The organism is Streptomyces sp. NBC_01267 (assembly GCF_036241575.1).
Lineage (GTDB): Bacteria > Actinomycetota > Actinomycetes > Streptomycetales > Streptomycetaceae > Streptomyces.
Map to the genome: position 1 here is coordinate 7,009,111 of NZ_CP108455.1, position 24,714 is coordinate 7,033,824.

The following is a 24,714-nucleotide window of genomic DNA, read 5'->3' on the forward strand; positions in this document are numbered from 1 at the left end:
GCAGCGCCGACCTGCCGGGATAGTCTCGGAATCCGCATGCCTGGCAGGGGAGGAACGATGGGGTCCCGGAAGGAACGGCCGCTCGCCGTAACGCTGCTGGAGCGCGAGGAAGAGATCGCCGCCGGGGCGCACGCCGTGGAGGCGCTGTGCACCGGGGAGTCCGCCGGAGGCCTCCTCATCTGCAGGGGCGAGGCAGGTCTCGGCAAGACCGCGCTGCTCGCCGCGCTGAGCGGTCTCGCGGCCGGGCGCTGCACGGTGTGGTCCGCCCGCGGCGGTGAGACGCTCACCTCGGTCCCCTTCCACGTCGTACGCCAACTCCTCATGCCCGCACTGACGATGCCCGGCACCGGCGACCCGCGCGAGCTGCTCGGTGACCGGTACGACATCGTGGGACCCGCGCTCGGTATCACCCCGCCCAGTGCCCAGCAGGCCGACCCGCAGGGCGTCCGGGACGGTCTGGACGCGGTGGTCGTGCGGCTCGCGGAGATCTGCGGTCCGCTCGTGCTGGTGGTCGACGACGCGCAGTGGTGCGATCTGGAGACGCTCGCCTGGCTGGCCTCCTTCGCCCGCCGGCCGGGCGGACTGCCGGTGCTCGTGCTGCTCGCCTACCGGACGGGGGACGCGGTCGGCGACACCGCCGAATACCTCGGACTGCTCGATGACGCCGCACAGCAACACGTGTCGCTGCGCGCCCTCACCCCCGATGCCACCGCGCAGCTCTCCCGCAGAGCACTCGGTGAGCACGCGGACGACCCGTTCTGCCGCGAGGTGTGGGCGGTCACCGGCGGAAACGCGTACGAGACCGTGGAACTGCTGGCCAGAGTCCAGGACGACGCGCTGGAACCGGTCGAGGACTCGGCCGGATCGCTGCGCGCGCTCGGCGCCTCGGCGCGCGGGTCGGGACTGATCGCCCGGCTGGAGGAGCTGGGCGCGGCGACCACCCGGCTCGCCTGGGCCGCGGCGATCCTGGGCACGGACATCTCGCTGAGCCTGGCCGGATCGCTGGCGGGCATGGGACAGGCGCAGGCCGCCGAGTGCGCCGAACGGCTGCGGTCGGCCCGCATCCTGACCGGTACCGACCCGATGGAGTTCGCCCATCCGCTGATCGCGAGCGCCGTCTACCGCGCGGTTCCGCCCGCCACCCGTACCGCGTTCCACGGCCAGGCGGCCTGGGCGGTCACCATGGACGGGCGGGGCGCGGCAGCCGCGGCCCCGCATCTGCTCCAGGTCCATCCCGACGACGACCCGGAGCTGGTCGCGCAGTTGCGCGAGGCCGCCGCCGAACACCTCGCGGTGGGGGCGCCGGACGCGGCCAGGCGCTGTCTGGAACGGGCCCTGGAGGAACCGCCGTTGCCCACGGTGCGGGCCAGCGTCCTGTACGAGCTGGGCTGCGCCACGCTGCTGACCTCACCGGCCACCACGGCCGCGCATCTGCGGGCCGCACTCGCCCTCCCCGGTCTCGACAGCGAACTTCGGGTGGACGCCGTCTTCCGGCTCTCCCAGGCGCTGACCCACAACAACCAGACCAGGCAAGCGGCGCAGGTGGTGGCCGCCGAGGCCGAGCGGACCGAGCCGGGACCCGCCCGGCGGCGGCTGCAGACCGCGCACTTCCTCTGGGAAGGCGTGCAGGCCGTCGAGGACGACGGTCCGGCGCGCTCCCGCCGTCTCGCGGCGATGGCCGACAGCCTCACCGGCCAGGACAACTCCGAACGGATCCTGCTCATACTGCGGGCCTTCGACGGCACCGCCCGCGGGGAGAGCGCCGAGGAGATCGTCGAGTTCTGCGACCGCGCCCTGGTCAACGGGCGCCTCGCGCCGGGCATCGGCTGGACGGGTACGTCGTGGGGGTTCGAACCCGCGGCACTGCTGGGCCTCTCGTACGCCTACGCGGACCGGCTCGACCGGGCCGAGAGTCTCTTCTCCGAGGCGTTGCGCTCGTTCGAGGTGTCCGGCTGGAGCGGTGGTCATCTGTCCTTCGCCAACGCACTCGTCGGCTATCTCCAGCGCAGGCGCGGCCGGCTGGCGGAGGCCGAGAGCTATCTGCGCGAGAGCCTGCGCCTCGCGGACCGGGTGGGCAACGGCCTGCCGATGAACTGGGACGCCGCGTGCATGCTCATCGACACGCTGCTGGCCCGCGGCCATGTCACGGCGGCGCAGGAAGCCGCGGATCGCTACGGATTCGCGCCTCCCTACCCGTCCACGATCGTCATCCCGGACGCGCCCTCGGTACGCGGCAGGCTCCTGCTCGCCCGCGGCCGGACGAAGGAGGCCATCGCCGAACTCGAAGGCGCGGGCGCGGCGTTGAAGAGCCGGGGCAGGCACAACAGCATCATGGCGCCGTGGGCCGGAGACCTGGTGCGGGCGCTCGCCACCGAGGACCCGGCCCGCGCGGCGGAGCTGGTGACGTACGTCCGGGACCGGGCCGAGCGCTTCGGCACGGACACCGCGATCGGTGAATCCCTGCGCATCGCGGCGATGCTGGAGACCGGCGGGCGGGCGATGGACCTGCTCGGCGGAGCGGTCGCCTATCTCGAAGCCTCGCCCTGTGCGTACGAACATGCGCTGGCCCGCGTCGAATTCGGCATCGTGGCCCGGTCCGAGGCCGATCTCAGCCGGGGTCTCGCCCTCGCCGAGTCCTGCGGCGCCGACGGCCTCGCGGCCCGCGCCAGGCAGGCCATCTACCACGGCGGACGCTGAGGTCCGCGTCAGGCGCTGAGGTCAACACCGCCCCATTCGTGTGTAGTTGGTACACAAGTTCGGTCACTCCCCGTGTGCGGGTCGAAGCTGACCGTGCAAAACCGGCGAGTCTATTCCTCCGGAGGGTGCGCCGCACGAGGTTGGGAGAATATGCCGCCGCGGTGATCTGATCGGGCTACGCTCGCTCATTGTGAGTTGAGATGACATGTATTCATGCACTTGTTCCCACATGTCTTGATAGTTCGACTCTCCCACCGTCAACTGCCAGAGGGATCACATGGTTCGCGTTGAGGCGCCTCCAACCGATCGGACAGCGCCACTGGTTCGTGCGCTGCTGCTCTCCGTCGTAGCGACGTCGGCAGCCACGGCCGTCGGCGCGGTCGTGGTGGACCAGGCCGCCCGGATACCCCTTGTCTGGGCCGGCGTGCTCGCCACCGTCGTCATCGCCGTACTCGTCGTCGCGCTCGTCCGCCGCGCCTCGGCGACGCGGGCTCTCCACCACGTGTACGGGGAGCGGCTGGCCTTCCTGGAGCGCCGCCTCGCCGCGCACGACGCGGAGACCGTACGGCTCGCCAAGGAACTGATGCCCGCAGCGATCCACCGGCTCAAGCACGGTGAGTCGCCGCTGGAGGTCATGCGGATCCTGGTGGACAACAACGAGATGTACCGCGACCTGCCGTCCGCGCAGCGCGAGATCCTCGCCTCCCTGCTGAAGATCGTCGACGACGAGGAATCGCAGCGTGAGGGTGCCCAGTTCGCGTTCGTCGGCATCGCCCGCCGGGTGCAGGCCATCGTCCACCAACAGGCCTCGGAGCTGCGCGAGATGGAGGAGGACCACGGCCGTCAGCCGGAGGTCTTCGACGACCTGCTCCGCATCGACCACGGCAACGCGCTGATCGGCCGCCTCGCCGACAGCATCTCCGTGCTCGGCGGCGCCCGTCCGGGACGCCAGTGGCCCAAGCCCGTACCGCTGTTCAGTGTGTTGCGCGGCGCGATGTCGCGCATCCTGGAGTACCCGCGGGTCGATCTGCACTCCATCGCCAAGGTCGCGATCGTGGGCCCGGCCGTCGAGCCGCTCATCCACGCCGTCGCCGAACTGCTCGACAACGCGACCCGTTACTCGCCCCCGCAGACCCGTGTCCATGTCACCGCGGTCGAGGTGCAGACCGGTATCGCCATCGAGATCGAGGACGGCGGGGTCAGCCTCAGCGAGGAGGCGCGCAAGCGGGCCGAGGGCATGCTCGCCAAGGCCCAGGCGGGTGTCGACCTCAACGACCTGGGGGAGTCGCCCCGGCTCGGAATGGCCGTGGTCGGCCGGCTCAGCCAGATGTACAACCTCAAGGTCGCGCTGCGGCAGTCCGCGTACGGCGGTGTCCGGGCCGTACTGATCGTGCCCCGCGAGATGATCACCACGGGCCCCGCGCCCGGTATCGCACACGGTATCGGCGCTGCCGGACTGCCCCGAACCGGAGCGGACACGGACATCGGCGCCTTCGCCGACCGGGTCCCTTCGAGGGCGCCGCGCAAGGCCACCGTGCCGAAGCGGCGTCCCGCACCGGCGGCGCTGTCGATGGAGGACGACGTACCGGTGGTGACCGAGTGGACCCCGAACGGCCTGCCGCAGCGCCGCAGCCGCCTCCGCACCTCGTACGGCTCCGAGCCGGTCGCGCCGCTGGTGCCCGCTCCGTCGCCTGAACCCGACCCGTACGTGGCGCAGGAACCGGAGAAGGAGGAACCGCAGCCGGGGATCTGGCTCGAAGCCTTCACCAAGGCGGCCAACGGAGTGCCGCAAGAGCCTTCGGCGGTCGGAGAGTCCGGCGACGCGTGGGACAAGGGGGACCTGACGTGATTCAGCAACTGGGCAGCATGGACTGGATGCTCAAGGAGCTCGCCGACGGCGTCCCCGGGATCCAGCAGATCGTGGTGCTTTCCGCGGACGGACTGCGCATCGCCCGGCACGGCGGTGACCCGGACGGCGCGGACCGGCTGGCGGCTGCCTGCGCCGGGCTGCAGAGCCTCGCCGCCGCCGTGGCCACCGAGATTCCCGAAAGCGACGGCCGGATGCGGCTCGTCGTCATCGAGATCACCGGCGGCTTCTTCTACCTGATGGCCGCGGGCACCGGCTCGTATCTCGCGGTACTCACCGACGAGCGCGTCGACGCGGGCCTGGTGGGTGCCCAGATGCGCGACATGGTGGTCCGGATCGGCGCCCACCTGGCCAGCCCGCCGCGGCACGACGGGAAGGCCGGATGACGTCCCCGCCCCGCAGAGAACGCCGGACGGCCGATACGGATGCGGAGGACCCCGAACGGCTCTATGTGATCACCGGCGGGCCGGACGGCACCGAACGGGCGGAACTCGACCTGGTCACCATCGTGGTGTCCCGGGCCGAACCCTCCCCGACCGTCCAGCCGGAGCAGGCCGCGATCGTACGGCTGTGCACGTCGCCGCTGTCCGTCGCGGAGATCTCCGCCTATCTGCGCCTGCCGTTCAGCGTGGTGACCGCGCTGCTGACCGATCTCCTCGCGGCCGAACTCGTCGAGTCGCGCGCGCCCATCGTCCGTGCCGCGCTGCCGGACAGGGCCCTTCTCGAAGCGGTGATGCATGGACTCCAGAAGCTCTGACACGATCGAAGGCCCCCGGAGGGAAGACGTCCTGCCCGACACGGCCACGGCCGCGGTCAAGATCGTGATCGTGGGTGGATTCGGGGTCGGCAAGACGACGATGGTGCGTTCGGTGAGCGAGATCCGCCCGCTGACCACCGAGGAGACGATGACCCAGGCCGGGGTCGGCGTCGACGACAACTCCGGGGTGGAGAGCAAGACCGCCACCACGGTGGCGATGGACTTCGGCCGTATCAGCATCAGCGAACAACTGGTGCTGTACCTCTTCGGCACACCCGGCCAGGAGCGGTTCTGGTTCCTGTGGAACGGCCTGTTCGAGGGGGCGCTCGGCGCCGTCGTGCTGGTCGACACCCGGCGGCTGGAGGTCAGCTTCGACGTGATCGGCCGGCTGGAGGAGCGCGGGGTGCCGTTCATCGTCGCCATCAACACCTTCCCCGACGCCCCCCGGCACGGTCTGGAGGCACTGCGGATCGCGCTGGATCTGCCCGACGAGGTCCCGATCGTCGACTGCGACGCCAGGCAGCGCGCCTCCAGCCGCGACACCCTGATGGCACTCATGCGCTATCTGCACGCCCTCGCCATGCGACGCGCCCAGGGCGGGACGTGACGGTCCCCCGCCTCGCGGCGCCCGGCCCCGGCCTGTGCGAGAACCCCCAGATCCGTCCCCGTCCGTACGCATTGGAGTGACCGTGACAACCCCCTTCGACCACCGGCCCGGCACCGACGGCGCGGTAGTACCGCCCCCGGAGTGCCCGGCCCACGGGCACGGCCCCGGTGGGCTGCGCCGGCTGTACGGGGCCGAGGCCGAGAGCGACCCGATGGGTCTGTACGAGAAGCTGCGTGCCGAACACGGTTCGGTGGCACCGGTGTTGCTGCACGGCGATGTGCCGGCCTGGTTGGTGCTCGGCCACAGCGAGAACCTGTACATGACCCGTACGCCCTCGCTCTTCTCCCGCGACTCCCGCCGCTGGCGCGCCCTGCAGGACGGCTCGGCCACCCCGGACCACCCGCTCGCGCCGATCTTCACCTGGCAGCCGGTCTGTGTCTTCGCCGACGGCGCCGACCACGAACGTCTGCGTGGTGCGGTCATGGACGCCATGTCGTACATCGACACCCGCAGCACCCGCCGCTTCATCAACCGCTTCAGTAACCGGCTGGTCAACGAGTTCTGCCAGGACGGCAGAGCCGACCTGGTCAGCCGCTTCGCCGAACACCTGCCGATGATGGTGATGTGCCAGATCCTCGGCATGCCGGAGGAGTACAACGAACGGCTGGTGCAGGCCGCCCGCGACATGATCAAGGGCACCGAGACCGCCATCGCGAGCAACGCCTACGTGATGGCCGCGATCAACCGGCTGGTGGCCCAGCGCCGGTCCGCACCGCAGGAGGACTTCGCCACCCGGCTGATCGAGCACCCGGCGGGACTCAGCGACGACGAGGTCGCCCAGCACCTGCGGCTCGTGCTCATCGCCGCCTACGAGACCACCACCAACCTGATCGCCAACGTGCTGCGCATGGTGCTCACCGACCCCCGCTTCAGGGCCCAGTTGAGCGGCGGTCACATGACCGTGCCCGAGGCGGTGGAACAGACCCTCTGGGACGAGCCGCCGTTCACCACGATCTTCGGCCGCTGGGCGGTCGGCGACACCGAGCTGGGCGGCCAGCAGATCAAGGCGGGCGACGCCCTGGTGGTCGGGATCGCCGCGGCCAACATCGACCCGGTGGTCCGTCCCGACCCGCACGCCTCCATGCAGGGCAACCGCGCGCACCTGGCGTTCAGCGGCGGCGCCCACGAGTGTCCGGGGCAGGACATCGGCCGCGCCATCGCGGACGTGGGCGTCGACGCCCTGCTGATGCGGCTCCCCGATGTGGAGCTGGCCGTCGCGGAGCACGAGCTCCGCTGGGTCGGCTCACTGATGTCCCGTCAACTCGTGGAGCTGCCGGTGGAGTTCGCCCCGCGTCCGCCCCAGGACGTCATGGTCGCGCCATCGCCCGCAGCGATGCCCGCGCCCCGCACCGACTGGGAGGTCACCTCGCACCCCACGGACGGACCGGCACCTGCCGCCCAGTCGGCCCCGCCGGTCCAAGCCCCGCCGGCCGGACCCCCCGGCAGCGGATTCCCCGCGCAGCGGGATCCGGACCCGAAGGGGCTGTGGCAGGTCCTGACGAGCTGGTGGCGCGGCTACTGACCGTCCAGCTGGTCCCACCACCAGGAGAGTGAGGCCACCGGGAGCGGGTCCTGGTCCAGTACGGCCGGGAGCCGCTTCCACCAGCTCTCCGGCTCGGCGGTGGGAGTGCCGGGTACGGAGTAGCGGGGGCAGACCGAAGCCCAGTCGAGGTGGCCCCGCACGAACTGGCCCAACCCGTCGAGATAGGCCCGCAGTTCGATCCTGGCGTCCTTGAGCACTTGGTCGCGCAGCCGCAGGAAGAGCACCATCACCCGGTCGCGCATGACCACGGCCTCCTGCTGCGCGCGGGGCCCGTCGAGGCCGAACTCCTGGGCGAGGACGTCGATCAGGTTGAGGTCGTCGCCCGCGCGGAGGATCTCCTTGTTGCGGGAGTAGAGGTCGTTGTCCCAGCTGACCAGCGTCCAGGTGATCTCGGTCAGTGCGCGTACCCGGGGATCCTCCAGCTCCTCGTCGGTGAGGGAGAAGCCGCCGACGATCTCGATCATCGCGGTGGACGGGGCCATTCCTATGGCCCGCATCCAGAGGGTGACGTAGTCGTCCAGCGAGGGAAGACCGGAACTGCTGCGCCAGGTCGCCTCCCAGACGAGGCCTGACGTATAGACCCGCATGGCCTCGGTGAAGCGGCGCAGCTGCCGGGGCGACGCGTACTGGGCGAGGTCCCGACGGATGGCGCGCAGGACCGCGGTGCGTGGTGACTCACCGGGGGTGGGGACCGCGTGCGGGGCCTCTACGGCCCGCATGATGCGGCCGGTCTCCTGGGCGAGCAGGCCCGCGGTGACGTCGGACTCGTCGCACAGTCCGTCGTCGAGCGAGAACAGCACGGCGTGCAGCCGGGCCATCAGTGTGAGGCGTTCCAGCCGCCCGTACGGCATGGTCGAGGCGGTGAGACCACCGAAGTCGCAGAGGGTGAGTCGACGGCGTTGGTGTTCGTCGGTGTCGAGGTCCTGCCGCAGCATCCACTGGACGGTCGCCTCGTTGAGCGAGGCCGCCGCGGGATGTGCGGCGGGCGGGACCGGGCAGTAGAAGGGAACGGCCGGAAGCTGCTGAACCAGCCGTTGTTGCTGGGCGACGGTCACGATCAGCCTCCAAGTGCGGAACCCCTGATGATGCGCTGGAGCGTATATGCCCACGCCCGATCGTTGTTCACCATACAACTAGCCTTCGGACGCCCTCAATTGACAAAAAGATGTCCGGATTCAGCTCTGGCGTTCCTGCGATTCTGTGTTGTCGCTGCCTGGCCGGGTGTGTCGGCGGGCCCGGACCCTGCGGGATTCAGACAGTGACGGTCCGCTCGGCCGAAAACGTTCCCCAGTTCCCGTCAGGCAGCTTCGCGCGGATCTTCACACGGTAGGTCGTGCCCGGCTTCTCGCGTACCGCGAAGGTGTACGTGGCCGCGTGCTGCGGGGCGGCCGCACCCCAGACGATCGTCGTGGTGAGCTTGCCGTCGAGGTACATCTGATACCCCGTCACCTCACCGTCGGTGTCCGGCGGGACCCAGCTCAGCTCGACCGAGCGGACACCCTTGACGGTGCGGGCGGTCGCCCGGAAACCGGTCGGCTCGGTGCTGGGTCCCTGGCCCGGCGCGGACGCCGTGGTCAGATCGACGGACCCGCTCGGCGCCGAGGAGTTGTCGGCGCCGTCCCGCGCCCGGACGGTGAAGGTGTACACGGTGGCGGGCCGCAGCCCCGTGATCCGTGCCGTGGTGAGATCGCCGCCGACCGTGTGGATCTTCGACTGGCCCTGGTACACGTCGTACGACGTGACGCGGACGTCGTCCGTCGACCTGGTCCAGGAGAGCGTCGCGGCATGTGCGCCCCCGGCCCTGACCCGCAGGTCCCCCGGACGGGACGGGGCCCGGTGGTCGTCGGGCACCCGGGCCGGCAGGGTGACGCGGACCGGTCGGCTCCTCGGGGAGAAGCGGCCCGCCGCGTTCTTCGCCCGGACGGTGAACTCATAGGCGGTGGACGGCCGCAGACCGATGATGTCGACCATGGTCGTACCGGCCCCGACGGTCCTGGCCTTGGTGCCCGCGCGGAATATCTCGTATCCCGTGACCCCGTCCGCCGTCGCGTCCGGCGTCCACATGACATGGGCGGAGGTGGCGCTACTGGCCTGCACCGACACACCGGCCGGGGTCGACGGGCCCCGGGCGTGCGGCTGCCCGCCCCCGCCGCAGGCGGTGAGCAGCAGACAGGCGGTGGCGGCCAGCAGGGCGAATCGGGAAGGGTGTTGCACGGGGTCCGGTCTCCGTCCGACGGAAGGGTCGTGCCTAAAGGTCTAGACATATATGGCACACCGGGTGGCGTACAACAAGGGGGCGGCCGGAGCCCCGTTCCGAGGCGTAGCCGGGGCACAGCCGGGGCACCGATGACCTTCGCGGGACTGCCCCTCGGCCCCGGGCCGCTCCGATACGGAGTGCGGGACCGCAGGCGCAGGACCGAAGAACCGTAGAGAGGAACCCCCGTATGACCCGCACCACCCCGCGGACCGTCCGGCTGCGCGCAGCCGGAGTCAGCCTCGTCGTCGAGCTGTGCGCTCCGGTGCCCCGGATCCTGCACTGGGGCGAGGACCTGGGTGAACTCACCGACGAGGACTGCGCCGCTCTCGGCCTGACCGCCGACGGCGCCGCGCTCATCAACGCCCTGGACGCACCGCGGCAGTTCACCGTCTGGCCGACGGAGGCCGACGGCTGGTCCGGCACCCCCGCCCACCAGGGCCACCTCGCGGGCACCGCCACCGCGCCGAAACCCCACCTCGTCGGCGCCGAGGAGCGCGACGGCGAACTGGTCATCCGGCTCGCCGAGGACACGGCCGGTCTCGATCTCACCCTCAGCTACCGGCTCGACCCCTCGGGCCTGCTCGCGGTGCGGACCGAGGTCGCCCGTCGGACGGACGCCGCCGACCCCGCCCCGTACGACCTGAGCGGCGTCACCACGCTGCTGCCGCTGCCGCGCCGGGCCGAGGAGATCCTCGACTTCACCGGCAAGTGGTGCCGTGAGCGCTCCCCGCAGCGCAGGCCGCTCGGCCACGGCAGCCACGTACGGGAACTGCGCCGCGGCAGGACCGGTCAGGACTCCCCGTACCTCCTCACCGTCGGGGTCCCCGGCTTCGGCTTCCGCCGCGGTGAGGTCTGGGGCCTGCACATCGGCTGGAGCGGCAACCAGCGCTGGCTGGCCGAGCAACTGCCGGAAGGCGCGGGCGTGCACGCCTCCGTGCTCGGCGGCGGCGAACTGCTCGCGCCGGGCGAGATACGGCTGGCACCGGGGGAGTCGTACACCTCGCCGCTCTGCTGGTTCGGCTGGTCCGACGCCGGGCTCGACGGTCTCGCCGACCGCTTCCACACGCTGCTCAGGGCCCGCCCCGCGCACCCGTCGACGCCCCGCCCGCTGACCCTCAACAGCTGGGAGGCCGTGTACTTCGACCACCGGCCCGAGCGGCTGCTCGCGCTCGCCGACGCGGCGGCGGACATCGGGGTGGAGCGGTTCGTCCTCGACGACGGATGGTTCACCGGCCGGCGCGACGACACCGCCGGGCTCGGTGACTGGACCGTCGACAGGACCAGGTGGCCGGACGGACTCACCCCGCTGGCCGACCGGGTGCACGCGCACGGCATGGAGTTCGGGCTCTGGGTCGAACCCGAAATGGTCAACCCCGACTCGGACCTCGCCCGCGCGCACCCCGAGTGGATCCTCGCGCCGGCGGCCGGACTCGGCCCGGCCTCCCGTCATCAGTACCCGCTCGACATCGCGCATCCCGACGCCTGGAAGTACCTGCTGGAGTCGTTGGACGTGATCGTCACGGAGTACTCCGTCGACTACCTGAAATGGGACTACAACCGGGATCTGCACGAGGCGGTCCGGCGGACGGCGGACGGCCGGGACCGGCCGGGCGTCCACGCCCGGACCGAGGCCCTGTACCGGCTGCTCGACGCACTCAGGTCCCGGCATCCGGCGCTGGAGATCGAGAGCTGCTCCAGCGGCGGCGCCCGGATCGACCTGGGCGTTCTCGGCCGTACGGACCGGGTGTGGGCGTCGGACTGCAACGACCCGGTGGAACGCCAGGCCATCCAGCGCTGGACCGGCCAGCTGCTGCCGCCCGAGCTGATCGGCTCCCACGTCGGGGAGACCCGCAGCCACACCACCGGACGGCTGACGGACAGCTCGTTCCGGCTGCTGACCGCGCTGTTCGCGCACGCCGGGATCGAGCGGGACGTCACCGACTGCCCGCCGGCGGAACGCGCGGTGCTGCGGGAGTGGGCGGCGCTCTACAAGGAACTGCGTCCGCTGCTGCACACCGGCCGGGTGGTCCGGGCGGATCTGAGCGGTGACGCCGCGCTGCTGCACGGTGTGGTGGCGCAGGACGCGAGCGCCGCCCTGTACTGCTGGGCGCGGCTGGTGACTTCGCCGGAGGGCCAGTCGGGCCGGATCGCACTGCCGGGCCTGGACCGCACCCGGCGCTACCGGGTGCGGATCAGGACGGAGGCCGGACTGCCCTCGTTCCGCGAGGGGCTGGGCCCCGCCTGGGTCACCGCCGCCCTGGAGGGCTGGGTGGCGCTGCCCGGATCCGTCCTCAGCGGAGCAGGGGTTCCGATGCCGGCGCTCGATCCGGGGCAGGCACTGCTGATCGAGGTGCGGCAGGGGTAGCGGCGGCAGAGACAGTTACCGTCGCCCGGGTCAGCAGCACCACGCCCCGGGCGGCGGCTGCCGCCCCCACCAGGGCGAGCAGCAGCCCGACCGCGCCGCCCTGGAGGCGCTCGCCGAGCAGGGCCAGGCCGATCACCGAGGCCGCGACCGGGTTGGCGAGGGTGACCATCGCGAGGGGTGCGCCGAGGCCTTCGCGGTACGCGGTCTGGGAGAGCAGCAGCCCGCCCACCGCGAAGGCCGCGACGAGCAGCCCCATGATCACGGTCCGCGGGCCGAGCACGTCCGAGGTGTGGTCGGTGACCGAGACCGTCACGGTCTGGGTGAGCGCCGACGCGACCCCGGAGACGACCCCGGACGCGGTGGCGAACCGCAGACCGGGCCGTGCGCCGGGCCGTCCGGCGCGCCGGACGAGCACGGAGACCAGGACGACGACCGCGGCGGCGATCCCCAGCGCCTCCGGCAGCGAGAGGGTTTCGTGCGGGGGAGTGCCCCCGGTGGTCAGCAGCAGCGCGCCGAGCCCGAGCAGGGTGAGCACGGTGCCGCGCCACTCGATCCGGGAGACCCGGCGCCCGGCGAGGCGGGCGCCCAACGGCACCGCGGCGACCAGGGTGAGCGCGCCGAGCGGCTGCACGAGGGTGAGCGGACCGTACTTCAGCGCCACCACGTGCAGCACCGCACCCGCGGCGTTCAGTCCGACCGCCCACCACCAGGCCCCACGGCCGAGCAGCCGCAGCAGCCCGGACTTCGGCCGGGTGCGGGAGGCGAGGCGTTCCTGCGCCACCGCGGCCGTCGCGTAGCCGACGGCGGACAGCAGCGAGAGACCGACGGCCAGCAGCGTGGCGTTCACCGGCACCCCCCGTGGTCGGCGAGCGCGCGTACCGGCTCGGGGCGGGCGCCGTCGGCGGACGGGCGCGGGACATGTACGGATACGGGGACGGCGCCGGCTTCTTCGGGAGGCGCGGGCGCGACGGGGGCCGTCGCCGGGGCGGGCGGCTCCTCCGGGGTGGACGCTACCTTCGGGGCGGGCAGCTTGATGCAGACCAGCGCCGCCGCGAGCAGCACCGCGGCCACGATCGAGTCGAGCCAGTAGTGGTTGGCGGTGGCGACTATCACCAGCAGAGTGATCAGCGGGTGCAGCAGCCAGAGCCAGCGGTACCGCGAGCGGGTGGCGGCGATCAGCCCGATGGCGATCATCAGCGCCCAGCCGAAGTGCAGGGAGGGCATCGCGGCGAACTGGTTCGCCAGCGTGTCCTTGGCGGGAGCGGCTGCGTAGACGGTCGGCCCGAACCGCTGCCCCGTGTCGACCAGATGCGCCTCGGCCAGCATCCGTGGCGGGGCCAGCGGGACGAGCAGATGCAGGACCAGGGCGGCGCCGGTCAGCGCGGTGAGGACGCGACGCGTCCACACGTAGTGCCGCGGTCGGCGCCAGTACAGCCAGGCCAGGAAGAGGACGATCGCCGGGAAGTGCACGGTCGCGTAGTACGTATTCGCTATGTGTACGAGTGAATCGCTGTGCAGCACGGCCCGCTGCACGGAACCCTCGTCGGGCAGATGCGCCCAACGCTCGAAGTCCCAGACGTGGTCGGCGTTGCGGTACGCCTCGTCGACATGTCCGCCGGCCACCTGCCTTCCCAGCTTGTAGACGAGGAAGAGTCCGACGACGAGCAGGAGCTCGCGGACCGGGGACGGTCGGGCAGAGGTGTCCGGCTCCCGGTCGGCGGGCTCGATGAGGGCATTCATCACCCCGGCCCCTTTGCGTTGCGAAACGAAATTACTGTGCCGTGGTCCGGACCATGGCACATCGAAACGACAGTGTACCGATACGTGGCCGTATCGGTACACCAGCGTATCGGTACACTGGCGTATCGGTACGATGAAGTATCGATGCTGCTCGTCACACCGAAAGGGAGAGCTCATGTCGCCCCAGGACTCCGTGATGTCGTCCTCGCGCTCCAAGATCACACCGGAGCGGGAGCAGGAGTTCTACGCGGCGGTGCTCGAACTTCTCCGTGAGTGCGGCTACGACGCGCTCACGATGGAAGGCGTCGCCTCCCGTTCCCGCTGCGGAAAGTCCACCCTGTACCGGCAGTGGGGAAACAAGCCGCAGCTGGTCGCCTGCGCCCTGCGCGGCACCCGCGGTGGGCACCTGGTGTCCATCGACACGGGTACGCTCGCGGGGGATCTGCGGGAGACAGCGAAGGCGCTGGGGGCGCAGTCGGGACGCGACACCCCGCTGATGCACGCGCTCAGTCACGCCGCGCTGCAGAACCCCGAACTCCTCGAAGCGATCCGCGAGGGCCTGGTCGAACCGGCCGCCGCGGCGATCGACACGATGGTGGCCCGTGCCGTGGCCCGCGGGGAGGTGGCCGCCGACAACCCGGCGGTGGAGTTCGTCGCGGCGCAGCTGATGGGCGCCATGCGTGTCCGGCCGATGCTGGAGGGGCGGTACGGCGACACGGAGTACCTGGTCCGCTTCGTCGAGAGCGCGGTCCTGCCCGTGCTGCTGCGCACGGACAGCGCGCGGACCTGAAGACTGGCGGGGCCGTCGTCGAGCGGATGACGACGGGCCGCCTGCGCCGCACCGTGGGGACGGGGGCGGCGCGCCCCGACGCTCGGAACCGGGCCGGTACGCCGACCGGTTCCGAGCGGCGAAGGGCCCGCCGGGAGATCTCCGGCGCCGTTCGCCAGGCGCGGCCGGCGTGCCGGCCCGCTTCGGCCGTTCGTCCGGCGCGTTCGGTGACCGTCAGGAGTCCACCCCGGCCGGCCGCAGTGCGAGCTGGTACTCGATCGTCCGGTGCGTCGGTACGTAGCCCAGTGCGTCGTTGACGGCCCGCATGGGCAGGTTGTTGTCCGCCGTGTCGGTGAGCAGCCCGCCGAGTCCGGGATAGCGCCCGCGGGCCTGCCGGATCGCCTCGGCCTTCATCCAGTGCCCGAGCCCGTGGCCACGGTGTTCGGGCAGTACGGCGGTGCCGTAGTGCTGCGCGTCGCCCGTACCGTCCCCGGGCACCACGAGTTCCGTGAATCCGGCGATCGAGCCGTCCGACTCGGCGACGGCCGCGACGGTGTGCAGCAGGCCGCCGCGCTTCGCCACGGCTTCGGCGGCCTCCCTGACCCGGTCCGCGTCCCAGACCACCGATCCGTAGTCGGTCTCGCCCATCGGCATGTCGTCCATGGCGCGGTGGGACACCGCGAACGTCTCGGCGAGGTCGTCCGGGACGGTGCCGTCCCACGACACCAGCCGGTAGCCGGGATGCGGCTGTCCGACGGCCGCGTCGAGCGCCGGGACGTCCGTGTCGACGAGCGCGAGCCGGGCGAAGATCAGGACGAGGACCGCGCGGAAGCCCCGGCTCACCAGGAACCGTTCGCCGATCGATCCGGATCCGGCCTGCGTGATCACCGAGCGGCGGCCGTCGTGGCGGGCGGCGTCCAACGCGGCCTCCAGCAGCCGGGAACCGGCGCCCGCGCGCCGTTCCGCCGGGTGCACATGGAGTTCCAGTTCGGCCAGATGATCCTGGCCTGGCCGGGTGAACAGGCGCAGGTGCGCCGATCCGACCGGGCAGCCCTCGCCGTCGGACGCCAGCCAGACCAGGCGGCGACCGGACGGGTGGTGCTCGGGGTCGGTCAGGGCGGTGATGCGAACGGACAAGGGGGCTCCAGCGACGGTGGCGGGTCGTGCTTCGTCCGTTGCCAGGTTATTTGTGGCGGTCGGCACGCGCAGCCCATTTCGGCGGCGCTGCGCGTACGGGAGGGACGGCCCCGCCCGGCTGCTGCCCGTGCCTCCCGCGGGGCGGCCCGGCCCGCTTCCCACGGCACAATGTGGGGCATGTCCCGACGCACTTCCCGGCCGTCAAGGTCCCCGCAGCCGCACGCCCAGCAGTCCCGGTCGCCCCGACGGGAGACGCGGCGCGCTCCGGTCGCCGCCGACGCACCCTGCCCCTGCGGCCTCCCCGCCGCCTACGGCGCGTGCTGTGGCCGCTTCCACAGCGGCCAGGCCGCCGCGCCCACGGCCGAGGCGCTGATGCGCGCGCGCTTCAGCGCGTTCGCCGTCGAGGACGAGGCGTACCTGTTGCGCAGCTGGCACCCGGACACCCGGCCGCCCCGCGTCGAGTTCGACGCGGGGCAGCGGTGGCAGCGCCTGGAGGTCCTGGACGCCACCGGGGGAAGCGCGTTCCACACCACGGGCACGGTCACCTTCCGCGCCCACTACTCCTACCGGAGCGAGCCCGGTGAACTCCGGGAGCACAGCCGCTTCGAGCGGTACGAAGGCGCCTGGGTGTACGTGGACGGTGTGGTCGAGGAGTGATCCGCTCCCCGAGCGGGGTCAGCAGGTGAAGTCCACCTGCTTGAACGTGACGTAGTGGTCGGCGGTGTAGTAGTCCTCGGCGGTCTTCTCGCCGGTGATGATGCGACGGGTCCCGCGGGTCGAGCTGCCCGGCGTCTTGACCGTGTACTCGTGGTAGTAGCCGGTGGACTGCGACGGCAGGACGCCTTCCCGGTTCTGGAAGACGACGCCGTCCTGGCTGTACGGGAACGGGCCGTTGGTCTTGATGAGATCCAGCGTGTCGTGCGCCTGGGAGGGGAGGGCGCCGTAACAGATGGTGCCACTGACGGTGGCATGGGCTTCGGTCGCGAGGAACACGGTCGGCGTGACGACGATCGCGGTGGCGACGCCGACGGCGGCAGCACGGTTGCGCAACGCGCGTAGAGTGATTCGCATGGCTCCAGGATGAGGGCGCCGGGAGCTCAGGGGAAGAGACGTGTCGAACCGTCACTTCCGTTTTACCCAGGGGGAGATGACCCTCACCCGACCTTCACGCGATGAGCGCACCTGCTCCGGCCGATCTGTGCAGGAGCGCGGTGGCCGGCCCGGCCGGCGGACCGCTCGCACGGCCCGGCAGCAGTGGTGAAAAGGCTGCCGGCCGATGACCGATCAGGGCCCGCCCGTGGTCCCCGCGGCGGCTCCCACCCGCTCCCAGCTGGGCCTTCTCCGCCACCGCGTGAAGCTCCGCTGTGACCCCGCTTAAGAAATCCTCGATGGACTGGAACCCCCCGCGCTGGGCAGATTGGTGCCCTGTCCACCGAATGTCACCGTTACGCCTGGAGTCGCCGCAATGAAGGCCCTTGTCAAGCAGCATGCCGAGCCGGGCCTGTGGCTCATGGACGTACCGGAGCCGGAGACCGGCCCCGGGGACGTACTGATCAAGGTGAAGCGCACCGGTATCTGCGGCACCGACCTCCACATCCGTTCCTGGGACGGCTGGGCGCAGCAGGCCGTGGAGACGCCGCTGATCCTCGGTCACGAGTTCGTCGGTGAGGTCGCCGCGGTCGGCGCCGATGTGACCGACATCGCGGTCGGCGACCTGGTGAGCGGTGAGGGCCACCTGGTCTGCGGGAAGTGCCGCAACTGTCTCGCGGGCCGCCGTCATCTGTGCCGCTCCACCGTCGGTCTGGGCGTCGGCCGCAACGGAGCCTTCGCCGAGTACGTCGCGCTGCCCGCGTCGAACGTCTGGGTGCACCGGACGAAGGTCGACCTGGACGTCGCCGCGATCTTCGACCCGTTCGGCAACGCCGTCCACACCGCGCTCTCCTTCCCGCTGGTCGGCGAGGACGTGCTGATCACCGGCGCGGGCCCGATCGGGATCATGGCAGCGGCCGTGGCCAAGCACGCCGGCGCGCGTAACGTCGTCATCACCGACGTCAGCCCGTACCGCCTCGACCTGGCCCGCAAGGCCGGAGCGACCCTGGCGCTCAATGTCGCGGAGAGCCCCATCGCCGAGGCGCAGCGCGCCCTCGGCCTCCGGGAGGGCTTCGACATCGGCCTGGAGATGTCCGGGCGGCCCGAGGCCATGCGCGACATGGTGGACAACATGACCCACGGCGGCCGGATCGCCATGCTGGGGCTGCCCGCCGAGGAGTTCGCCGTCGACTGGGCGAAGATCGTCACCTCGATGATCACCGTCAAGGGCATCTACGGGCGCGAGATGTTCGAGACCTGGTACGCGATGACCGTCCTGCTCGAAGCCGGTCTGGACCTCTCCCCGGTGATCACCGGAAAGTACGGCTACCAGGACTTCGACGCGGCCTTCGACGAGGCCGCAGGCGGCCACTGCGGCAAGATCATTCTCGACTGGACGGTCTGACCCACTCTGCTGGACGGCCGGCCCACCTCTTCCGGACGGGCCGGCCCCACCTCTTCGAAGTACGGTCCGGCCCACCCCTCCGGACGGTCCGGCCACCCCTTCTGAACGGTCTGCCCCACCCCTTTAGGAGCCCTTGATGTACGAGTCCGTCCGCGACGGTCTGCGCGCCACCCTCGACGAGATCCGCGACGCCGGTCTCTTCAAGCCGGAGCGCGTCATCTCCACCCCGCAGAGCGCGTCCGTCGGCGTCGCCTCCGGCGAGGTGCTGAACTTCTGCGCCAACAACTACCTCGGCCTCGCCGACCACCCCGACGTCGTCGCCGCGGCGAAGGACGCGCTCGACCGCTGGGGCTACGGCATGGCGTCCGTGCGCTTCATCTGCGGCACCCAGGACGTCCACAAGGAGCTGGAGCAGCGCCTCGCGGCCTTCCTCGGCCAGGAGGACACGATCCTCTACTCCTCGTGCTTCGACGCCAACGGCGGTGTCTTCGAGACCCTCCTCGGCGCCGAGGACGCGGTCATCTCGGACGCCCTCAACCACGCGTCCATCATCGACGGCATCCGCCTCTCCAAGGCCCGCCGCCACCGCTACGCCAACCGCGACCTCGCGGACCTGGAACAGCAGCTCAAGGACACCCAGGACGCCCGCCGCCGCCTCATCGTCACCGACGGTGTCTTCTCGATGGACGGCTACATCGCCCCGCTCGCCGAGATCTGCGATCTGGCCGACCGCTACGACGCGATGGTCATGGTCGACGACTCGCACGCCGTCGGCTTCGTCGGCGCCGGCGGCCGTGGCACCCCCGAGCTGCACGGCGTGATGGACCGCGTCGACATCATCACCGGCACCCTCGGCAAGGCGCTCGGCGGTGCGTCCGGCGGCTATGTCGCGGCCCGCGCCGAGATCGTCGCCCTGCTGCGCCAGCGCTCGCGCCCGTACCTCTTCTCGAACTCCCTCGCGCCGGTGATCGCCGCCGCCTCGCTGAAGGTCCTCGACCTGATCGAGTCCGCGGGTGAGCTGCGGGAGCGTCTCGACGCGAACACGCGCCTCTTCCGCACGAAGATGACCGAGGCCGGTTTCGAGATCCTGCCCGGCGAGCACGCCATCGCGCCCGTCATGATCGGCGACGCCGCGGAGGCCGGCCGGATGGCCGAGCTGCTCCTGGAGCGCGGGGTGTACGTCATCGGGTTCTCGTACCCGGTGGTGCCCATGGGCAAGGCCCGGATCCGGGTCCAGCTGTCCGCCGCGCACTCCACGGCCGACGTGGAGCGGGCCGTGGCCGCGTTCGTCGACGCACGGGCGACAATGGCAGGGTGATCGACCCTCGCCGCCTGCGCATTCTGCGGGCCGTGGCGGACCACCGAACGGTGACCGCCGCGGCCGCAGCGCTCTATCTGACCCCCTCGGCCGTCTCCCAGCAGCTCGCCGCGCTGGAACAGGAGACCGGACACTCCCTGCTGACCCGCAGCGGAAGAGGGGTGCGGCTGACGGCCGCCGGTGAGATCCTGCTCACCCACGCGCACGCCGTGCTCGCCCAGCTGGAGCGTGCCGAGGCGGAGCTCGCGGCGTACGCGGGCGGCGCGTCCGGCGAGGTCACCGTCGCGGCCTTCGCGACGGGCATCGCCGAGGTGCTCGCCCCGGCGATCCGCGACCTGGCGGACCGCAGCCCCGGCATCCGGGTCCGGGTGCGGGACTCCGAGGGCGACGAGAGCCTGACCCTGGTGCTGGACGGCGAGGCGGATCTGGCCCTGGCCGTCGAGTACCGCGGCGCCCCCCGGGAGGACGACCGCCGGCTGGCCCGCGTGCCGCTGTACGCCGAGCCCTTCGACGCCGTACTGCACGCCTCGCACCCCCTCGCCCAGGCCCCGCACGTCGAGCTCGCCGAGCTCGCGACGAGCGACTGGATCGGCCCGTATCCGGGCAACCCGTGCCACGACGTGATGCTGCTCGCCTGCGAACTCGCCGGGTTCGAGCCGAGACTGATCCACTCGTCGGACGACTTCCACGCCGTGGTGGCCCTGGCCGGGGCGGGCGCCGGAGTGGCCCTCGTGCCGCGCTCGGCGCTGCGCGGGATGGAGCTGAAGGACACGGTCGTACGTCCGGTGGCCGGCCCTGCGGCGACCCGCAAGGTCTTCGCCGCCGTACGCCGGGGAGCCGAACAGCACCCGCTGCTGCGGCCGTTGCTGGAGGCACTGGCCGAAGCGGCAGCCGGACTGACCACCGGCTGAACCGCCGGGCTGCTGGGCTGCCGGACCGCCGGACCGCCGGACCGCTGGGCTGCCGGGCTGCTGGATTTCCCGCGCCGCCGCGCCGCCGTACTGCCGGGCAGATTTGCGAAAACTTGCGCAACCGTAACCGCAATCGCAACCGCAACCCTGCTACCGGGGCGCCGTGCTCTCCCGGACGATCAGCTCGGTGGCGACCTCGGCCCGGGTGGTCTCCGGCCGTTCCCCGGCGAGCAGTTGGAGGACCATGCGCGCCGCCAGCGCCGTCATCTCGGCGAGCGGGGTGCGGACCGTCGTCAGCCGGGGCGTCACCCAGTCGGCGAACGGCAGGTCGTCGAAGCCGACCACGCTGACGTCCTCGGGGATGCGCAGCCCCAGGGTGGCAGCCGCCCGGTAGGTGCCCAGCGCCTGGTGATCACTGCCCGCGAAGATGGCGGTCGGCCGGTCGGGGAGCTGGAGCAGTTCCAGGGCGTGCCGGTGCGCCAGACCGTGGGTGAAGTCCCCGTACCGCACCAGCTCCCCGTCGTACGGCAGGCCCGCCTCGTCCAGCGCCGAGCGGTATCCGTCGACCCTGGCGCGCGAGGTCAGACGGCGTGCGGGCCCGCTGATGACCGCGACGCGGCGGTGGCCCAGTTCGACCAGATGGCGCGTCGCGGCAAGCCCGCCGGGCCAGTTGGTGGCGCCCACCCACGGCACACCCGGCGCCGGTTCGTCGATCGGTGCGACCAGGGCGAAGGGGATGCCGAGGCGGCGCAGCTCCTCGTGCTGGGCGGTGGTGAGTTCGGGCACGACCAGGATCGCGCCGCGGGTGGGCCGGGTGGCGAGGGAGTCCAGCCACTGGCGGGCACGCTTCGTACGCCCGTGGGTGGCCGAGACGACCATGCCCATCCCCACCCCGTGCAGCGCTTCCTCCGCACCCCGGATCAGCTCGACCGCCCAGGGGCTGTCCAGTTCGTTGATGACGAAGTCGATCAGCCCGCCGCGCAGCGGTGCGGGATCCGTGGGCCGGTGCCGCTCGCTGTATCCGTGCTGCTCAAGAAGCCGTTGGATCCTGGCCCGCGTCGTAGAGGACACATCCGACCTGTGATGCAGCACTTTGGAGACCGTGGAGACCGATACACCTGCCTCTTTCGCGATTCCCGCCAAGGTGCTCCGTGGCATTCCTTCCCCAACCGTTGACCTCATCCGATGTTTCTCCTACGTTTCGACTCGATCCCGGTGTTGCGAAAACTATCGCAACATCAACTCCCGGCACAGAGACGGTCTTTGATGAAGCGACGGGTTCCCGGGGCGGCGGCGGTCGCGGTGTGCGGTGCGCAGCTGCTCACTTCCTGTGGTTCCGGTGCCTGCCGGGCACCGACGCCCTCGCCCGCCGTACCGCCCTTCCCCTGCTGACCACCCCGCTCCCGCCCGCACCACCGAAGACCGGAGGCCATGCGTGAGAGTCCCGTACCGATCGATTTCCCTGGTGACCGCAGCAGCGGCGGCCCTGTTCGCGCTGCCGGGAGCCGCATCGGCCCACGACAGCGCGGGGCGCACGTACGAGGTCGCGACCTGGGGGTCCGACCACGCCCCGGGGACGTCCCGGAAGCCGCTGCGTACCGTCGCCCGCTGCGCCGAACTGGTGAAGCCGGGAGACACCTGCCTGGTCCACCACGGAACGTACCGCGAACAGGTCACCCCGCCTTCCGGCCGCAAGGGCGCGCCGATCACCTTCGCCGCGTACGGCGACGGGACCGTCACCGTCGACGGAACCGACGTCGTCACCGGGTGGAAGGACGCGGGCGGCGGCCTTGTCGCCGCCGACACCGCCCTGCCGCTCGACCCGACGGAGAACGCCCTGTTCCTCGACGGCGGCCGGGCGATGGAGGGCCGCTGGCCCAACTCCGGCTCCGATCCGCTCGATCCGTCCTGGGCGGTCGCCGAGAAGACCTCCACCGACCAGCACATCGACGACCCTGCCCTGCCCGCAGGGGACTTCACCGGAGCGACGGTCCATCTCTGGGCCGGGTCCAACCCCTGGAGCCAGCAGACCGGCACCGTCACCGCCACGACAGCCGGAGCCCTGGACTTCAAGGGCGGCAACAACCGCTGTGCACCGCTCTGCATGGGTGACCAGAACTACCGCAACTACTACCTGGTGGGCGCCAAGGCCACCCTCGACCAGCCGGGGGAGTGGTACTACGACAAGGCCGCCGAGCGCCTCTACCTGGTACCGCCGAAGGGCGGCATCGGCGGGCACACCGTCACGGCGAAGCACCGCAGTTGGGGCGTCGACCTCTCGGGCAGCTCGTACGTCACGGTGCGCGGCCTCGACCTCTGGGGTACCTCGCTCCGCACCGGCAAGGACTCGACCGGCGACCTGGTCGAGGGGATGCGCGCCCAGTACGTCTCCGAGTTCTCCACGCTTCCGATGCCCGCCGACGACGAACTGTCCATCCCGCCCACCGAGGGCAACATCGTCGACTCGCAGGTCCTCCACTCGGGGGTGCAGATCCTCGGCACCGGCAACACCCTGCGCGACAGCGAGATCGGCTACTCGGCCGGTACCGGCGTCCTGGTGCGCGGCAGTGGCAACACCGTCACCAACTCCCTGATCCACGACGTCGGCTGGATGGGCAGCTACACCCCCGGCATCGAGATCAACGGCAGTGGCCAGACGGTCACGCACAACACCGTGCGCCGCACCGGACGGGGCAGCATCGACGTGTCGTGGCAGCTCAACGGCGTCCCGTTCCACGACAACCGCATCGCGTACAACGACCTCTCCGAGGCGATGCGCACCTCCCGCGACGGCAGCCCCTTCTACGTGTGCTGCAACCTGGACGCGTCCGGTTCGAGCGTCGACCACAACACCGTCCATGACGCGGACGGCCAGGTGGGCTACTACATCGACAACTCGTCCGGCCACTTCCTGCTGCACCACGACGTGGCGTACAACACGGGCACCCGCGGCACGTTCTTCAACGGGCACAGCGATGTGAGCCTCGGCAACCAGGACCACAACTCCTCGTACGGGCCCGGCATCTCGACCGCGGCGGTCCGCCTGAGCGGCGCGACCGACGCGACCGGCACGTACGTCAGCAACGATGTGGCGCTGACACCGTTCGAGATCTCCGGGCCGGGTGACCCGGCCCCCGTCGTCCGCGACAACCTGCTGCCGCCCACCGACCCGCGCTACACCGACGCCCGGAACGGCGAACTCTGGCTGCGCGCCGGGTCCCCCGCGATCGACGCGGGGGAGACGGTCGACGGAGTGACCACCGGCGTCCGCGGCGCGGCTCCCGACCAGGGGGCGTACGAGTACGGCGCGCCGATCTGGTCGAGCGGCTGTACGCTGCCGGGCTGCTCGTCCAGGGTCCGCAACGACGGCTGGAAGGCGACGGCTTCGGACGGCAGCGACGCCACCGCGGCCGTGGACGGTGACCAGGGCACCCAGTGGAAGGCCGGCACGGCGCAGACGCCCGGCCAGTACCTCACCCTCGACCTCGGCACACCGAAGAGCGTCAGCCGCCTCGCGCTCGACGCGGGGCTGGACGCCACCGGCCACCCGCACGGCTTCACGGTCTCGACCAGCGGCGACGGCAGGACCTGGGGCGCCCCCGTGGCCCGCGTCGGTGGCCGCTCCTTCACCCAGGACGCGGTCTTCCCGCAGGCCACCGTCCGCTACCTCCGTATCGAGCTGACGGCGGCGGGCGACACGCCCTGGGCCGTCGACGAGATCAGGCTCTACGCGGACGGCCCGGACGCGGCGTCCACACTCCAGGCCGAACAGGCCGGTGTGATCAAGGGAGTTGAACGTGGCGATGCGGCCACCGGAGTGCTTGGCACGGGGGACCTGATCGGCTTCCACCAGGTCCGGTTCGGTGCCGGAGCGAACCGTCTGACGGTGCGCCTCGCCTCCACCGGCTGCGGTCGGGGCTGCTCGCTCCAGCTGCGGCTGGACGGCCCGCACGGCCGGCTCGCGGGCGCGCTGCCGGTACGCGACACCGGCGGCGCCGACACCTGGCAGGAGCAGTCCGTGACACTGCCCCATGCGGTCACCGGGACGCACGACCTCTACCTCGTGGCCTCCGGCGGCCACCGGGTGGCCGCTCTCGACTGGCTGACCGTGCGCGACTGACGCCGGTCACCGACGCCCGGACCGGCACACCGCCGTCTGCCGACGGCGTGCCGGTCCGTTGCGCGTCACCGG

20 protein-coding genes are annotated in these 24,714 nt (G+C 71.5%); 13 read left to right on the forward strand and 7 right to left on the reverse strand.

Going from position 1 to position 24,714, the window contains the following annotated elements; genetic code table 11:
- Nucleotides 1-57: 57 nt before the first annotated feature.
- The 6 genes from OG709_RS31465 to OG709_RS31490 all read left to right on the forward strand — a co-directional run bounded on the left by OG709_RS31465 (nucleotide 58) and on the right by OG709_RS31490 (nucleotide 7,510).
- A complete protein-coding gene (locus OG709_RS31465; RefSeq protein ID WP_266645890.1) occupies nucleotides 58-2,697 on the forward strand; it encodes an ATP-binding protein in 2,640 nt (879 codons plus the stop codon).
- A 277-nt stretch (nucleotides 2,698-2,974) separates the two neighbouring features.
- Nucleotides 2,975-4,546 (forward strand): ATP-binding protein, encoded by a 1,572-nt coding sequence (locus OG709_RS31470; RefSeq protein ID WP_329168568.1) that lies wholly within the window; start codon nucleotides 2,975-2,977, stop codon nucleotides 4,544-4,546.
- A complete protein-coding gene (locus OG709_RS31475; RefSeq protein ID WP_250302785.1) occupies nucleotides 4,543-4,950 on the forward strand; it encodes a roadblock/LC7 domain-containing protein in 408 nt (135 codons plus the stop codon). Before OG709_RS31470 ends, OG709_RS31475 begins: the two co-directional genes overlap by 4 nt.
- Nucleotides 4,947-5,321, forward strand: a complete 375-nt coding sequence (locus tag OG709_RS31480) for a DUF742 domain-containing protein (protein ID WP_250302786.1) — start codon at nucleotides 4,947-4,949, stop codon at nucleotides 5,319-5,321. Before OG709_RS31475 ends, OG709_RS31480 begins: the two co-directional genes overlap by 4 nt.
- A complete protein-coding gene (locus OG709_RS31485; RefSeq protein WP_250302788.1) occupies nucleotides 5,302-5,928 on the forward strand; it encodes a GTP-binding protein in 627 nt (208 codons plus the stop codon). The genes OG709_RS31480 and OG709_RS31485 overlap by 20 nt, the downstream gene beginning before the upstream one ends.
- An 82-nt stretch (nucleotides 5,929-6,010) precedes the next feature.
- Nucleotides 6,011-7,510, forward strand: coding sequence for a cytochrome P450 (locus OG709_RS31490; protein WP_250302789.1), 1,500 nt, complete (start codon nucleotides 6,011-6,013; stop codon nucleotides 7,508-7,510).
- Here the strand turns inward: OG709_RS31490 and OG709_RS31495 are convergent.
- Entirely contained in the window at nucleotides 7,504-8,586 is a 1,083-nt protein-coding gene (locus tag OG709_RS31495) for a terpene synthase family protein (protein ID WP_250302791.1), read from the reverse strand. The genes OG709_RS31490 and OG709_RS31495 overlap by 7 nt on opposite strands.
- Nucleotides 8,587-8,782: 196 nt before the next feature.
- The gene (locus tag OG709_RS31500; RefSeq protein WP_329168570.1) at nucleotides 8,783-9,745 is read right to left on the reverse strand and encodes a fibronectin type III domain-containing protein; all 963 of its coding nucleotides are present in this window, start codon (nucleotides 9,743-9,745) and stop codon (nucleotides 8,783-8,785) included.
- Between the two features lie 230 nt (nucleotides 9,746-9,975).
- Between OG709_RS31500 and OG709_RS31505 the strand changes: the two genes are divergently transcribed.
- The gene (locus OG709_RS31505) at nucleotides 9,976-12,153 is read left to right on the forward strand and encodes an alpha-galactosidase (RefSeq protein WP_266645887.1); all 2,178 of its coding nucleotides are present in this window, start codon (nucleotides 9,976-9,978) and stop codon (nucleotides 12,151-12,153) included.
- Here OG709_RS31505 and OG709_RS31510 read toward each other — a convergent pair.
- Nucleotides 12,080-13,000, reverse strand: a complete 921-nt coding sequence (locus OG709_RS31510; protein WP_266645885.1) for a DMT family transporter — start codon at nucleotides 12,998-13,000, stop codon at nucleotides 12,080-12,082. The genes OG709_RS31505 and OG709_RS31510 overlap by 74 nt on opposite strands.
- Complete coding sequence (locus tag OG709_RS31515) at nucleotides 12,997-13,893, reverse strand: phosphatase PAP2 family protein (protein WP_266645883.1); 897 nt, start codon at nucleotides 13,891-13,893, stop codon at nucleotides 12,997-12,999. The genes OG709_RS31510 and OG709_RS31515 overlap by 4 nt, the downstream gene beginning before the upstream one ends.
- Before the next feature lie 175 nt (nucleotides 13,894-14,068).
- Here OG709_RS31515 and OG709_RS31520 point away from each other — a divergent pair, with 175 nt between their 5' ends.
- Complete coding sequence (locus OG709_RS31520) at nucleotides 14,069-14,683, forward strand: TetR/AcrR family transcriptional regulator (protein WP_250302802.1); 615 nt, start codon at nucleotides 14,069-14,071, stop codon at nucleotides 14,681-14,683.
- Between the two features lie 213 nt (nucleotides 14,684-14,896).
- Here the strand turns inward: OG709_RS31520 and OG709_RS31525 are convergent, their stop codons facing one another.
- Entirely contained in the window at nucleotides 14,897-15,799 is a 903-nt protein-coding gene (locus tag OG709_RS31525; RefSeq protein WP_329168573.1) for a GNAT family N-acetyltransferase, read from the reverse strand.
- A gap of 177 nt (nucleotides 15,800-15,976) precedes the next feature.
- On the opposite strand from OG709_RS31525, the gene OG709_RS31530 reads away from it, so the two are divergent.
- Entirely contained in the window at nucleotides 15,977-16,456 is a 480-nt protein-coding gene (locus tag OG709_RS31530; protein ID WP_266645879.1) for a YchJ family protein, read from the forward strand.
- Nucleotides 16,457-16,474: 18 nt separating this feature from the next.
- Here OG709_RS31530 and OG709_RS31535 read toward each other — a convergent pair whose 3' ends face one another.
- On the reverse strand, nucleotides 16,475-16,870 hold the full coding sequence (locus tag OG709_RS31535; RefSeq protein WP_250302807.1) for a ribonuclease: 396 nt from the start codon (nucleotides 16,868-16,870) through the stop codon (nucleotides 16,475-16,477).
- A gap of 394 nt (nucleotides 16,871-17,264) precedes the next feature.
- On the opposite strand from OG709_RS31535, the gene tdh reads away from it, so the two are divergent.
- From tdh to OG709_RS31550, 3 genes are all read left to right on the forward strand, one after another.
- Nucleotides 17,265-18,293, forward strand: a complete 1,029-nt coding sequence (gene tdh, locus OG709_RS31540) for an L-threonine 3-dehydrogenase (RefSeq protein ID WP_250302809.1) — start codon at nucleotides 17,265-17,267, stop codon at nucleotides 18,291-18,293.
- Between the two features lie 136 nt (nucleotides 18,294-18,429).
- Nucleotides 18,430-19,611 (forward strand): glycine C-acetyltransferase, encoded by a 1,182-nt coding sequence (locus tag OG709_RS31545; protein WP_250302811.1) that lies wholly within the window; start codon nucleotides 18,430-18,432, stop codon nucleotides 19,609-19,611.
- Nucleotides 19,608-20,522, forward strand: coding sequence for a LysR family transcriptional regulator (locus tag OG709_RS31550; protein WP_250302813.1), 915 nt, complete (start codon nucleotides 19,608-19,610; stop codon nucleotides 20,520-20,522). The genes OG709_RS31545 and OG709_RS31550 overlap by 4 nt, the downstream gene beginning before the upstream one ends.
- A gap of 150 nt (nucleotides 20,523-20,672) precedes the next feature.
- On the opposite strand, the gene OG709_RS31555 is transcribed toward OG709_RS31550, so the two are convergent.
- Nucleotides 20,673-21,680, reverse strand: coding sequence for a LacI family DNA-binding transcriptional regulator (locus OG709_RS31555; protein ID WP_250302814.1), 1,008 nt, complete (start codon nucleotides 21,678-21,680; stop codon nucleotides 20,673-20,675).
- Between the two features lie 307 nt (nucleotides 21,681-21,987).
- Here OG709_RS31555 and OG709_RS31560 point away from each other — a divergent pair, with 307 nt between their 5' ends.
- Entirely contained in the window at nucleotides 21,988-24,642 is a 2,655-nt protein-coding gene (locus OG709_RS31560; RefSeq protein ID WP_329168575.1) for a carbohydrate-binding protein, read from the forward strand.
- Nucleotides 24,643-24,714: the final 72 nt, after the last annotated feature.

Coding starts and splice junctions, on each gene's coding strand:
- tdh (WP_250302809.1), top strand. CDS start 17,265: ATGAAGGCCCTTGTCAAGCAGCATGCCGAGCCGGGCCTGTGGCTCATG.
- OG709_RS31505 (WP_266645887.1), top strand. CDS start 9,976: ATGACCCGCACCACCCCGCGGACCGTCCGGCTGCGCGCAGCCGGAGTC.
- OG709_RS31485 (WP_250302788.1), top strand. CDS start 5,302: ATGGACTCCAGAAGCTCTGACACGATCGAAGGCCCCCGGAGGGAAGAC.
- OG709_RS31515 (WP_266645883.1), bottom strand. CDS start 13,893: ATGAATGCCCTCATCGAGCCCGCCGACCGGGAGCCGGACACCTCTGCC.
- OG709_RS31535 (WP_250302807.1), bottom strand. CDS start 16,870: ATGCGAATCACTCTACGCGCGTTGCGCAACCGTGCTGCCGCCGTCGGC.
- OG709_RS31545 (WP_250302811.1), top strand. CDS start 18,430: ATGTACGAGTCCGTCCGCGACGGTCTGCGCGCCACCCTCGACGAGATC.
- OG709_RS31480 (WP_250302786.1), top strand. CDS start 4,947: ATGACGTCCCCGCCCCGCAGAGAACGCCGGACGGCCGATACGGATGCG.
- OG709_RS31465 (WP_266645890.1), top strand. CDS start 58: ATGGGGTCCCGGAAGGAACGGCCGCTCGCCGTAACGCTGCTGGAGCGC.
- OG709_RS31555 (WP_250302814.1), bottom strand. CDS start 21,680: ATGCCACGGAGCACCTTGGCGGGAATCGCGAAAGAGGCAGGTGTATCG.
- OG709_RS31520 (WP_250302802.1), top strand. CDS start 14,069: ATGTCGCCCCAGGACTCCGTGATGTCGTCCTCGCGCTCCAAGATCACA.
- OG709_RS31470 (WP_329168568.1), top strand. CDS start 2,975: ATGGTTCGCGTTGAGGCGCCTCCAACCGATCGGACAGCGCCACTGGTT.
- OG709_RS31530 (WP_266645879.1), top strand. CDS start 15,977: ATGTCCCGACGCACTTCCCGGCCGTCAAGGTCCCCGCAGCCGCACGCC.